8 protein-coding genes are annotated in these 12962 nt (G+C 65.7%); 7 read left to right on the top strand and 1 reads right to left on the bottom strand.

The genetic code is table 11. The features are described from left to right. The first annotated feature begins 11 nt into the window (after positions 1-11). The 5 genes from AB7M16_RS07540 (at position 12) to AB7M16_RS07520 (ending at position 7140) form a co-directional block, all read left to right on the top strand. Positions 12-1895 carry a flagellar protein gene (locus AB7M16_RS07540; protein ID WP_212260285.1) on the top strand — a complete coding sequence of 628 codons (1884 nt, stop codon included), beginning with the start codon at positions 12-14 and terminating at the stop codon, positions 1893-1895. Between the two features lie 72 nt (positions 1896-1967). Next, positions 1968-2753, top strand: coding sequence for a hypothetical protein (locus AB7M16_RS07535; RefSeq protein WP_453943527.1), 786 nt, complete (start codon positions 1968-1970; stop codon positions 2751-2753). Beyond that, positions 2740-4392, top strand: a complete 1653-nt coding sequence (locus AB7M16_RS07530) for a hypothetical protein (protein ID WP_453943526.1) — start codon at positions 2740-2742, stop codon at positions 4390-4392. The genes AB7M16_RS07535 and AB7M16_RS07530 overlap by 14 nt, the downstream gene beginning before the upstream one ends. A 1-nt stretch (position 4393) precedes the next feature. After that, complete coding sequence (locus AB7M16_RS07525) at positions 4394-5647, top strand: ATP-grasp domain-containing protein (protein ID WP_453943525.1); 1254 nt, start codon at positions 4394-4396, stop codon at positions 5645-5647. After that, on the top strand, positions 5644-7140 hold the full coding sequence (locus tag AB7M16_RS07520; RefSeq protein ID WP_453943524.1) for a pyridoxal phosphate-dependent decarboxylase family protein: 1497 nt from the start codon (positions 5644-5646) through the stop codon (positions 7138-7140). The genes AB7M16_RS07525 and AB7M16_RS07520 overlap by 4 nt, the downstream gene beginning before the upstream one ends. A 74-nt stretch (positions 7141-7214) precedes the next feature. Here the strand turns inward: AB7M16_RS07520 and flbT are convergent, their stop codons facing one another. After that, positions 7215-7658 (bottom strand): flagellar biosynthesis repressor FlbT, encoded by a 444-nt coding sequence (gene flbT, locus AB7M16_RS07515; RefSeq protein ID WP_172785241.1) that lies wholly within the window; start codon positions 7656-7658, stop codon positions 7215-7217. A 320-nt stretch (positions 7659-7978) separates the two neighbouring features. Here flbT and AB7M16_RS07510 point away from each other — a divergent pair, with 320 nt between their 5' ends. Next, the gene (locus AB7M16_RS07510) at positions 7979-10258 is read left to right on the top strand and encodes a DUF1522 domain-containing protein (protein ID WP_260379928.1); all 2280 of its coding nucleotides are present in this window, start codon (positions 7979-7981) and stop codon (positions 10256-10258) included. A gap of 358 nt (positions 10259-10616) precedes the next feature. Continuing rightward, positions 10617-12896 carry a DUF1522 domain-containing protein gene (locus tag AB7M16_RS07505; RefSeq protein WP_175421771.1) on the top strand — a complete coding sequence of 760 codons (2280 nt, stop codon included), beginning with the start codon at positions 10617-10619 and terminating at the stop codon, positions 12894-12896. Positions 12897-12962 lie beyond the last annotated feature (66 nt).

Here is a 12962-nt window from a genome sequence, read left to right as displayed (position 1 = left end):
GGCTCTGAAACATGTCGATCAGCAGCATCAACTACTCCTCGTCGGTTCTCGGCGCGCAGATCCGCAACATCAATCAGCAGCTCACCGATTTGTCGACGCAGCTTTCGACCGGCAAGCTGTCGCAGAACTATTCCGGCATGGGCACCAACGAGGGCTTTGCCATCGCGGGACGCGCGCAGCTCTCCAACATCGCCGCCTATACCGACACGATCACCAACGTCAACGTCAGCATCAACCTCGCCAATACCGCGCTGCAATCGCTGACCAAGATCCGCAGCACGGTGCAGACGGGTTCGGCCAACACCGCGCAGGATCTCAACGTCAACGGCCAGACGATCGCGCAGAACACCGCGGCGGCCCAGTTCGGCTCGATGGTCGGCGTCCTCAACACGCAGACCGGCAACCGCTATCTGTTCTCCGGAACGGCCGTCAACACCCAGTCGGTGGCCAATGCCGGCGACATCATCAACGGCACCACGACGCAGGCCGGCTTCAAGACCGTCATGGCCGAGCGCCAGGCCGCGGACTTAGGGGCCAGCGGCATGGGCCGCCTGGTGCAGACGCAGCCGACGGCAAGCTCGGTGCAGGTGTCGGAAGACGTCGCCGGATCGCCGTTCGGCCTCAAGATCAAGGCGGTGTCCTCGACGCTGACTGGCGCGACCGTCACCGGCCCGAGCGGCTCGCCGGTGTCGTTCTCGGTCGATCTCAACGGCGTCAATCCGAACAACGGCGACAAGCTCAGCATTCAGTTCACCCTGCCGGACGGCACGACCGAGCAGATCGACCTGACGGCGTCCTCGGCGACGCCGACGCCGCTCGGCAGCTTCGCGATCGATGCGAGCACGCCCGTCAACCCGAACAACACCGCCGCGAACCTCAACACGGCGCTGAACACCGCGATTCAGAAGCTCGCCAACACTTCGCTGGTGGCGGCATCGGCGGTCGTCGCGGGCGACAACTTCTTCAACACTGCGAGCTCTGCGATCGGGACCCCCGTCAACAACCAGGCGGCGCCGGCGGCCCCGGTCACCGGCGCGACGGCGTTATCGGGCGCGAGCCCCTCGGACTCGATTTCGCCGGGCTTCGTCGCGGGCGATACCATCACCGTCAACGGCACCACGCTGACCTTCGTGGCCTCGGGCGCGACCGGCAACCAGCTCAACGTCACCGACAGCATCCAGGCCCTGCTGACCAAGATCGACGCGATCACCGGAACATCAAAGCCCTCGACGGTCCACGGCGGCTCGATCACGATCAATACCGACGATGCGGCGAGCCTCAACATCACGACGTCGAACACCGGCGCGCTGAGCGCGCTCGGGTTCGCCGCGACGCCGGTGACCGCCACGCAGCCGCCGCTGCGTGTCGGCTCCTCGCCGGCGAGCTCGGCGACCACGCTGGTGAACGGCTCGGCCAATACGGTGAAATGGTATTTGGGCAATGACGGGCCCGGCTCGCCGCGCTCGACCGCGATGGCGCGGGTCGACGATGCCGTGACGGTGCAATATGGCGCCCAGGCGAATGAGGATGCGATCCGCCGCCAATTGCAGGCAATCGCGGTGTTCGGCACCTTCTCGACCTCGCCGACGGGACAATATTCGGGCGGGCAGGTCTCGGCGCTGAGCCTGCGGGTGACCCAGGCGCTGACCCAGCAGCCCGGACAGCAGCGCATCGAGGACATCCAGACCGACATCGCGATGGCCCAGAACACGATGAAGGACGCGAGCACGCGCCAGACCCAGGCCAAGGCGCAGCTCCAGACCATCATCGACCAGGCGGAATCGGCTTCCCCCGACCAGGTCGCGAGCGAGATCCTGGCGCTGCAGAACGCCCTGCAGGCGTCCTACCAGGTGACCTCGAACCTGGCGCAGCTCTCGCTCGTCAAGTTCCTGTAAGGAGGCGTTAACACGCCGTTAACCAGGCCTGTTTACCTCTTGGTGAGGATTGCAGCGGGGGCTGAGCGGTCGATGTCGGACAAGATGCAGCTGGTGGTGGCGACGCCTTGCTTCGGCGGGCAGGTGTCGAGCATCTATGCGAGCTCGATCTTCGCTTTGCAGCGGGCCGTGCACGGCATGTCCAATCTCGAGCTCAAGGTTCTCCTGCGCGACGGCGACGCGCTGATCACGCGGGCGCGGGCCAACCTGGTCGCGATGTTCCTGGATGATCCCAAGGCGACGCATTTCCTGTTCATCGATGCCGATATCGGCTTCAAGCCGGAGCAGGTGTTCCGGCTGATCGAATGCGGCGCGGATGTCGTCGCCGGCTGCTATCCGATCAAGCGGATCAACTGGGACAAGGCCGCGCGTGCGATCCAGTCGGGTCGGGCCGACGTGCCGGCGGCCTCGCTCGACTACGTGCTCGAGATCGAGGATCCTGACCGCATCGTGGTTGTCAACGGATTCACCCGCGTGCGCTATGCCGGCACCGGCTTCCTGATGATCCGGCGTCATGTCCTGGAAGCGATGTGCCGCCACCCGGACTACGCGAACCTTCGGTTCTTCCGCGAGCATTCGCATGATGCGCTGGCGGCGAGCCAGAACCGGTTCGCGCTGTTCGAATGCATGATCGATCCGGCGACCGGCACGTATCTGTCCGAGGACTTCGCCTTCTGCAAGCGCTGGACCGACATCGGCGGCGAGATCTGGGCCGACATTCAGAGCCCGCTCGACCACGTCGGGCCGTCGGTGTTCCACGGCGACATCGCCTCGCAATTCACAGCCGCGCCTGCGGCGGCGGCCGATGCCGCGGCGTGAGCCCTTCGGGATGAGCGGCGGCGCATCCGCTCGGTCGGAGATGCAACGCGCCGCCGCCGGCGGTTCGCGCTATCGCCTGCGCGATCTCTTCACGCCCCTCGACACGCTGCTCGTGTCCGGCGGAGATCCGCGCCTGGCGCTCGATCCCAGCGATCGAGCCAACGCCTATGGCTGCGCGGCTTCACCGGAGCCGGAGGTCTGGAATTTCGCCTCCTCGACTGCCTCGACGATCTCGCAGACGGCCTATGACCGCGCCGCGCTGGCGCGCGAGGAGCTGATGCACAAGTGCCTGTTCGACGAGGTCGAGGTCGCTTTCGATGCACGCTGCGAGGACCTGCGCGACGAGCTGCGCGGCCATCTCCAGCTCTCGCCGCGCGTCGATGTGGTGTTCTCGCCGTCCGGCACGGACTCCCAGCTTCACGCCCTGTTCCTGGCGCGCACCATGCTCGGCGCGCGGCCGGTGACGATCGTGGTCGGCGCCGACCAGACCGGGAGCGGCACGACCCATACCGCGCGTGGACATCATTTCAGCGGCCTGACGGCGAGCGGCTTTGCGGTTCGCAAGGACGCCGCGGTGGCGGGGTTGGCCGGCGCCAGCATCTCGCTGCCGTTGCGCGCGCCGGGGGCCGGGATCGCGATGCGCACGGACGCCGATGAGGCGGTGCTGCATGCGGTCGAGGCCGCCATCGCGCAAGGCGCGCCCGTGCTGCTCCAGATCATGGATTCCTCGAAGCTCGGATGGCGTGCACCGAGCGCGGCCTGCCTCGACGAGATCGCGCGGCGCTGGCCGCGCAAGGTCCAGATCGTCGTCGACGCCTGCCAGGCCAGGCTCGGCCGCCGGCGGCTGCGCTCTTATCTCGACCGCGGCTATATGGTGCTGATCACCGGCTCCAAATTCTTCGGCGGACCTGCCTTCAGCGGTGCGTTGCTGGTGCCGAAGGGCCTGTCGCGGTCGCTCGACCGCATCGAGGGGATCGCGCCTGGAATCTTCGATTACGCCGGCCGCTGCGATTGGCCGATGGCCTGGATGGCGCTGCGTTCGCGCTTCGAGCGCCGCCCGAATTTCGGTCAATGGCTGCGCTGGGAGGCGGCGCTGGCCGAGATCGGCAGCTACTACGCTGTGCCCGGCGCTTTCCGCGCCGGGATGCTCGCCGAGCTCGCTGCCGGCATCGACAGCATGATCGCATTGTCGCCGTCGTTGCGCTCTGTTCCAGCCGCGACCGACGTGGCCGGCATCGACGATGAGGAATTCGTGCAACCCACCATCTTTCCGTTCACGCTGCTGCGCGACGGCAAGCCGGTTTCTATTGCCGAGACCACGGCCGTTCACCGCGCGCTGGCGCGTGACGTCAGCGCAGAGATCAGCGGCAGCGCGGAGGACCGTCAGGTCGCCGCACAGCGCTGCCTGATCGGCCAGCCGGTGCGACTGGAGCGGCAGGACGAGACGCCGCAGGCGGTGCTGCGCCTCTGCGTCGGCGCGCGGCTCGTGATCGAGGCCTGGTCGCCGGACAGGGCGGAGACGCAACGCAACGTGCAGCACCTTCTCGACCAGATCGCCCACGTCCTGGTGAAGATCGAGCTGCTGCTCGCCGGTGGCGCAGCCGCTTCCGTGCCGGTAAAGTCCGCGTTCGAGGTGTGAGATGCAGCATCCGGTTTCAGCGCCGATCGGCCTGACCGCGGCGAACTATGCCGACCGCATCGGCTTTGCGCAACTGACGCGCCGGGCCTTCGAAGGCGTCGATCTGCATCCGTTGCGCGACCAGCTCGTCGCGCGCATCGCAGCAGGGACTGCGCTGGCGGGCGAGGGACTGGACCTGTCGTTGATCACCCAGCTCCTGGGCGACAAGGATCACGGGCTTGCTATCCAGTCCGAGGTGCTGGCCTTCCATCAATTGTTTCGAACGCCTAGCGCCGCCCCGAAGCCGGGCCTGCGCCTGCTCGCGCTTGCAGCCGATATCGACATGGGCGGCAACACGCCGATCGATTTTCTGCTCGAAGGCTCGGACATCGAGCTGTTGACTCTCTATGTGATCAAGGGCGTCGGCTTGCCCGAGACCTTGCCGGAGCACGACGCGGCCATCGTGGTCGCGTCCGATTCCGAGGAATGCCGCGAGGCGCTCGCGCTGATCGCAGAGGCCGCACCGCACTGGCCGCGGCCGTTGCTCAATCGCCCCGATCGCATCGGCAATCTCGATCGCGACAAGCTTTATCGGCTGCTGACGGACGTGCCCGGCCTCGACATTCCCGCGACGATTCACGCAACGCGGACGCAATTGTCGGACCTTGCGCAGGGGCGGATCGCATGCGCCGACATCGCAGGCGAGTTGCACTTTCCGATGATCGCGCGGCCGCGCGGCTCGCATGCCGGCGTCGGGCTCGCGAAGCTCGACGACGCGGCGGCGCTCGTGGCCTATCTCGCCGGACGGAAGGAGCAGGACTTCTTCGTCGCACGCTTCGTCGATTATGTGAGCCCCGACGGGCTCTACCGCAAATATCGCCTCGCCATGGTCGACGGCAAGCCCTACGCCTGCCACATGGCGATCGCCGATCGTTGGGACATCTGGTATCTCAACGCCTACATGGCCTTCAGCGAAGAAAAGCGGGCCGAGGAAGCCGTCTTCATGCGCGACTTCGACCATGCCTTCGGCGCGCGCCACAGCAACGCGCTCGAGGAGATGAGCCGGCGCGTCGGCCTCGATTATTTCATCGTCGATTGCGCCGAGAACGCGAACGGCGAGCTCTTGGTGTTCGAGGCCGACAACACCGCCGTCGTGCACAACATGGATTCGCCGGTCGTGTTTCCCTACAAGCCGCCGCAGATGCGCAAGATCTTTGCCGCGTTCGCGGCGATGCTGTCGCGGCATGCAAAGACGGGCACGGAGAGCGCAGCATGAACGAGATCATCCGCAACGCGCAAAGCGCCGTCGCGAATACCTCGCTCGATCCGCAGGACTGGAGCGAGTTTCGCACGCTGGCCCACCGCATGCTGGACGAGACGATCGACGGCATCGCCAACGTTCGTGCGCGCCCCGTCTGGCGGCCGATTCCCGATGACGTCCGCGCGGCATTCAGAGCGGACGTGCCGCGCGAGGCGAGCGATCTTGCCGAGGTCTATCGCGAATTCTCCGAGCATATCGCGCCCTATGCGACCGGCAACGTCCATCCCGGCTTCATGGGCTGGGTGCATGGCGGCGGCACCGCGGTCGGCATGCTCGCGGAGATGCTCGCCGCCGGCCTCAATGCCAATCTCGGCGGACGCGACCACATGCCGATCGAGGTCGAGCGCCAGATCATCGAGTGGATGCGGTGCCTGTTCCTCTTTCCCGAGAGCGCAAGCGGCATCTTCGTCACGGGCACGTCGATGGCCAATCTGATGGCCGTGCTGGTTGCGCGCACCGCCGCGCTCGGCACGCTGGCGCGTCAGCACGGCATCGGCAATGACGGTGCGCTGCTCACGGCCTATACGTCGCAGGCAGCGCATGGCTGCATAGCGAGGGCGACGGACATCGCCGGGCTCGGCACGGATGCACTGCGCAAGATCGCCGTCGATGCCGATCATCGCATCGACGTTGCGGCATTGCGCGCGCAGATCGCCGTCGATCGCGAGGTCGGCTTCAAGCCGTTCCTGGTGGTCGCATCCGCCGGCACGGTCGATATCGGTGCGATCGACGATCTCAGGGCGATCGCTGAGCTGTGCCGAGAGGAAGGAATCTGGTTTCACGTCGACGGCGCTTTCGGTGCGCTCGCGATCCTGGCGCCGGAGCTTGCGCCGCTGCTCGGCGGCATCGAGCTTGCGGATTCCATCGCACTCGACTTCCACAAATGGGGGCAGGTGCCGTACGACGCAGGCTTCCTGCTGGTGCGCGACGGCGAACAGCATCGGCAGGCCTTTGCGCAGCCGGCTGCCTATCTGAGCCGCGAGGCGAGGGGGCTTGCGGCGGGCGCGGTCTGGCCCTGCGATCTCGGTCCCGATCTGTCGCGCGGCTTCCGGGCGCTGAAGACGTGGTTCACGCTGAAGACGTTCGGCACCGACCGGCTGGGTGCGGCGGTGGCGCGGAGCTGTGCGCTCGCAAAGTATCTGGAGACGCGTGTGCTGGCCGAACCGCGGCTGGAATTGCTGGCGCCGGTCAATCTCAACATCGTCTGCTTCCGCTATCGCAGCGGCGATGCTGTCAATCGCGAGATTGTTGCCGACATCCAGGAGTCCGGCATCGCAGCGCCATCGAGCACGACGTTGGACGGAAAGCTCGCGATCCGCGCGGCGATCGTCAATCACCGCACCGAGGAGGCGGACATCGATGCGCTGGTTGCGGCCGTGCTGCAGTTCGGTGGACAGCGGAGCGGCGGAGTGATCGAGGTCGATGCGCCGCCGCTCGCAGCGCAATAGTTTGACGAACGCCTGAAAACGACAACGGCCCCGGAGGCGATCCGGGGCCGTTGTCGTTGGCGCGAACGCCCGTATCAGGCGGCGGCGGTGCTGACGTCGTCCTTGTCCGCTGCCGCCTTGGGATGCGTGGCCTCGAACTGGTTGCGCAGCTTCTCCTCATAGGCGATCAGCTTGCGGGCTTCCTTCAGCGCCCGGTAAAGGTCGCCGTTCAGGATGTTGTTGTTGATGCCTTCGATGATCGGCCAGGAGCTCGGCACCGCCGTGACGATGTCCCGTACCAGGTTGAAATAGGTGCCGTGCTGGGTCTGCGGATCCGGGGAGATGTACATGAGCTGGACCGCCAGATAGACGAGCTTGGCGGGCGTGTCGGCGGTCTCCGGCGTGAGGATGTCGCGTTCGCGCAGGATCGGCACGTTCTCGCCATCGATCAGCAGGCGGGCCCGCTGGTCCGTGTTGGTGATCACGGAATTGCCGACGATGATGCGTTCGTGCGGTTTGAGCTCGACCTTGAGGGCCATTCCTGTTCTCCATCAACGCTTTCGTAACCGAGCGTTCGTTGCGGCCTGTCAGGTCGTGATTCTCGCTCGCAACTAGTTAACGAGCTGTAAATTCGAGCTATTCCCGCCAAAAAGCTGAATGCTTTCAATGGCGGGATTGGTGCGGCGTTGCCGCCATGCGCACCGCTTCCGGGACCGAATCACGCGCGACCGGGCAAAAGCGCGAGTTTCATTTCATGTTTCGTTAGAGGTCTCGGCGGCACGGTCCGCCGTCGCTGGGTCGATCGCGATCCAAGCAGACGTGTAACAGTAGCGTCGTTTACCAGAAAGGTAACAGAGTCATGTCCGGTATCGTCCTCTCCGCATCGGTTCGTCAGAACCTGCTCTCCCTCCAGTCCACCGCTGACCTCCTCGCCACCACGCAGAACCGTCTGTCGACCGGCAAGAGCGTCAACTCGGCCCTGGACAATCCCACCAACTTCTTCACCGCGCAGTCGCTCGACAACCGCGCCAGCGACATCAACAACCTGCTCGACGGCATCGCCAACGGCGTGCAGGTGCTGCAGGCTGCCAACACCGGCATCACCTCGCTGCAGAAGCTGATCGACTCCGCGAAGTCGATCGCCAACCAGGCGCTGCAGACCACCGTCGGCTACTCCACCAAGTCGAACGTGTCCGCCACCATCTCCGGTGCGACGGCGGCCGACCTGCGTGGCACGACCTCCTATGCGAGCGCCACGGCGAGCAGCAACGTCGTGTATAGCGGCGCGGCCGGCGGCACCACCGCGGCGACCGGCACCACGACGCTCGGCGCTACCATCGGCTCGTTCACGGGTACGGCGGGAACGGCCGGCGACGGCACCACGGCCTTGACCGGCGCCATCACCCTGATCGCCACCAACGGCACGACTGCAACGGGCCTCGCCAGCAACGCCCAGCCCGCCGACGGCGACACGCTGACCGTCAACGGCAAGACCATCACCTTCCGCAGCGGTTCTGCTCCGGCCTCGACCGCCGTTCCGACCGGCTCGGGCGTCAGCGGCAATCTCGTCACCGACGGCAATGGCAACACCACGGTCTATCTCGGCACCGCCGGCACCCCGGCTGCGACCGTGAGCGATCTCTTGACCGCGGTCGATCTCGCCAGCGGCGTCAAGACGGTGTCCATCAGCTCGGGTGCTGCGACGATCGCGACCAGCGTCAACCAGACCGCTTCGAGCGTTGGTGCGGGCGCCGTCACGCTGAAGAGCTCGACGGGTGCGGATCTGAGCGTCACCGGCAAGGCCGACCTGCTCAAGGCGCTCGGCCTGACCACCTCGGTGGGCGGCGGCAACGCCACCGTGAGCGTCAACCGGACCACGAGCTCAACCTCGCTCGGTGCGACGATCACCGACGGCTCGACGCTGAACGTCAACGGCCACGTCATCTCCTTCAAGAACGCGCCGATCCCGGGCTCGACCGGTGCTCCGAGCGTTCCGACCGGTTATGGTGCCAGCGGTAACGTCCTCACCGACGGCAACGGCAACTCGACGGTCTATCTGCAGGGCGGCACGATCAACGACGTGCTGAAGGCGATCGACCTCGCCACCGGCGTGCAGACCGCGACGGTCAATGCCAACGGCACCGCGACGCTCGCGACCGCCTCCGGCCAGACCAACTCGTCGATCAACGCCTCCGGCCTGCTCAAGATCTCGACCGGCGTCAATGCCGACCTGTCGATCACCGGCACCGGCAACGCGCTGAACGCGCTCGGCCTCGCCGGCAACACCGGCACGGCGACCGCCTTCACGGCGGCGCGCACCTCCGGCATCGGCGGCATCAGCGGCAAGACCTTGACCTTCTCCTCCTTCAACGGCGGCACGGCGGTCAACGTCACCTTCGGCGACGGCACCAACGGCACGGTCAAGACGCTCGATCAGCTCAACACCAAGCTGCAGGCCAACAACCTGACGGCGACGATCGACGCCAACGGCCTGCTGACGATCTCGACCACCAACGACTACGCGTCCTCGACCATCGGTTCGAGCGCCGCAGGTGGTGCGATCGGCGGCACGCTGACCTCGTCGCTCACGTTCTCGACGGCTTCCACCCCCGTCCAGGATACGGTTGCCCAGACGGCGCGTGCGAACCTGGTCAATCAGTACAACAACATCCTGAACCAGATCGACACGACCGCGCAGGACTCCTCGTTCAACGGCGTCAACCTGTTGAACGGCGACCAGCTCAAGCTGGTGTTCGACGAGACCGGCAAGTCGAACCTCAGCATCACCGGCGTGACCTACAACTCCAAGGGTCTTGGCCTCGCCGCGCTGACCAGCGGCGTCGACTTCATCGACAACGCTGCCACCAACAAGGTGCTGACCAACCTGAACGCCGCGTCGAGCACGCTGCGCTCGGAAGCCTCGAGCCTCGGCTCGAACCTCTCGGTGGTGCAGGTCCGTCAGGACTTCAACAAGAGCCTGATCAACGTGCTGCAGACCGGCTCGTCCAACCTGACGCTGGCCGACACCAACACGGAAGCGGCCAACAGCCAGGCGCTGTCGACCCGCCAGTCCATCGCGGTCTCCGCGCTGTCGCTGGCCAACCAGTCGCAGCAGAGCGTGCTGCAGCTGCTCCGCTAACAAAGCGGACGACATCGCAAGCAAGATCCGGCGGCGGGGCTTCGGCCCCGCCGCTTTCTTTTTGCGCCGGCATCTAAAGTGCTGCCCGGCGGGGTCGAAAGGGTGCATTCGATGCAGTCAATTGCTCACTCTCAGTTATGGTTGACAAGTAGCAAACGCTTCACCGGTGCATGAAAAACATCATCCGATCATGATGATAGGGGCCGAGCCCATCTGGCTGCATCGCTCTTATGGTGAATCCGGACGAGGACTACCGCGACACGCTTCATGCTTTGTTAGCCCACAACGTTCACCGTCCCGAGCATCGATTAATCCTAATCGAAGTTTGTTGCGTTGCGTACCAGAAGGGTAACACTCAATGTCCGGTATTGTTCTCTCCGCATCGGTTCGTCAGAACCTGCTCTCCCTCCAGTCCACCGCTGATCTTCTCGCCACCACCCAAAGTCGTCTGTCGACCGGCAAGAGCGTCAACTCGGCTCTGGACAATCCCACCAACTTCTTCACCGCGCAGTCGCTCGACAACCGCGCCAGCGACATCAACAACCTGCTCGACGGCATCGCCAACGGCGTGCAGGTGCTGCAGGCTGCCAACACCGGCATCACCTCGCTGCAGAAGCTGATCGACTCCGCGAAGTCGATCGCGAACCAGGCGCTGCAGACCACGGTGGGTTATTCCACCAAGTCGAACGTCTCCACCACCATCTCCGGTGCGACGGCGGCCGACCTGCGTGGCACGACCTCCTATGCGAGCGCCACGGCGAGCAGCAACGTCGTGTATAGCGGCGCGGCCGGCGGCACCACCGCGGCGACCGGCACCACGACGCTCGGCGCTACCATCGGCTCGTTCACGGGTACGGCGGGAACGGCCGGCGACGGCACCACGGCCTTGACCGGCGCCATCACCCTGATCGCCACCAACGGCACGACTGCAACGGGCCTCGCCAGCAACGCCCAGCCCGCCGACGGCGACACGCTGACCGTCAACGGCAAGACCATCACCTTCCGCAGCGGCTCTGCTCCGGCCTCGACCGCCGTTCCGACCGGCTCGGGCGTCAGCGGCAACCTCGTCACCGACGGCAATGGCAACACCACGGTCTATCTCGGCACCGCCGGCACCCCGGCTGCGTCCGTCAGCGATCTCTTGACCGCGGTCGATCTGGCCAGCGGCGTCAAGACGGTATCCATCAGCTCCGGTGCTGCGACGATCGCGACCAGCGTCAACCAGACCGCTTCGAGCGTTGGTGCGGGCGCCGTCACGCTGAAGAGCTCGACGGGTGCGGATCTGAGCGTCACCGGCAAGGCCGACCTGCTCAAGGCGCTCGGCCTGACCACCTCGGTGGGCGGCGGCAACGCCACCGTGAGCGTCAACCGAACCACGAGCTCAGCCTCGCTGGGTGCGACGATCACCGACGGCTCGACGCTGAACGTCAACGGCCACGTCATCTCCTTCAAGAACGCGCCGATCCCGGGCTCGACCGGTGCTCCGAGCGTTCCGACCGGTTATGGTGCCAGCGGTAACGTCCTCACCGACGGCAACGGCAACTCGACGGTCTATCTGCAGGGCGGCACGCTCAACGACGTGCTGAAGGCGATCGACCTCGCTACCGGCGTGCAGACCGCGACGGTCAATGCCAACGGCACCGCGACGCTCGCGACCGCCTCCGGCCAGACCAACTCGTCGGTCAACGCCTCCGGCCTGCTCAAGATCTCGACCGGCATCAATGCCGACCTGTCGATCACCGGCACCGGCAACGCCCTGAACGCGCTCGGCCTCGCCGGCAACACCGGCACGGCGACCGCCTTCACGGCGGCGCGCACCTCCGGCATCGGCGGCATCGCCGGCAAGACCTTGACCTTCACCTCCTTCAACGGCGGCACGGCGGTCAACGTCACCTTCGGCGACGGCACCAACGGCACCGTCAAGACGCTCGATCAGCTCAACACCAAGCTGCAGGCCAACAACCTGACGGCGACGATCGACGCCAACGGCCTGCTGACGGTCTCGACCACCAACGACTACGCGTCCTCGACCATCGGTTCGAGCGCCGCAGGTGGTGCGATCGGCGGCACGCTGACGACGGCTCTGACCTTCTCGACGGCCTCCACCCCCGTCCAGGATACGGTTGCCCAGACGGCGCGTGCGAACCTGGTCAATCAGTACAACAACATCCTCCAGCAGATTGACTCGACTGCTCAGGACTCCTCGTTCAACGGTGTCAACCTCCTCAATGGCGACCAGCTCAAGCTGGTGTTCGACGAGACTGCAAAGTCGAGCCTGAGCATCACGGGCGTGACCTACAATTCCAAGGGTCTTGGCCTCGCCGCGCTGACCAGCGGTGTCGACTTCATCGACAACGCTGCCACCAACAAGGTGCTGACCAACCTGAACTCCGCGTCGAGCACGCTGCGTTCGGAAGCTTCGGCTCTGGGTTCAAACCTGACGATCGTGCAGGTTCGTCAGGACTTCAACAAGAACCTGATCAACGTGCTGCAGACCGGCTCGTCCAACCTGACCCTGGCCGACACCAACGTCGAGGCGGCCAACAGCCAGGCGCTGTCGACCCGCCAGTCCATCGCGGTCTCCGCGCTGTCGCTGGCCAACCAGTCGCAGCAGAGCGTGCTCCAGCTGCTCCGCTAACAAAGCGGGCGACATCGCAAGCAAGATCCGGCGGCGGGGCTTCGGCCCCGCCGCTTTCTTTTTGGT

The sequence above is a fragment of the Bradyrhizobium sp. USDA 372 genome, assembly GCF_053629095.1.
Note: the sequence above shows the minus strand (reverse complement) of the source record. Positions and strands in the feature narration are given on the sequence as shown.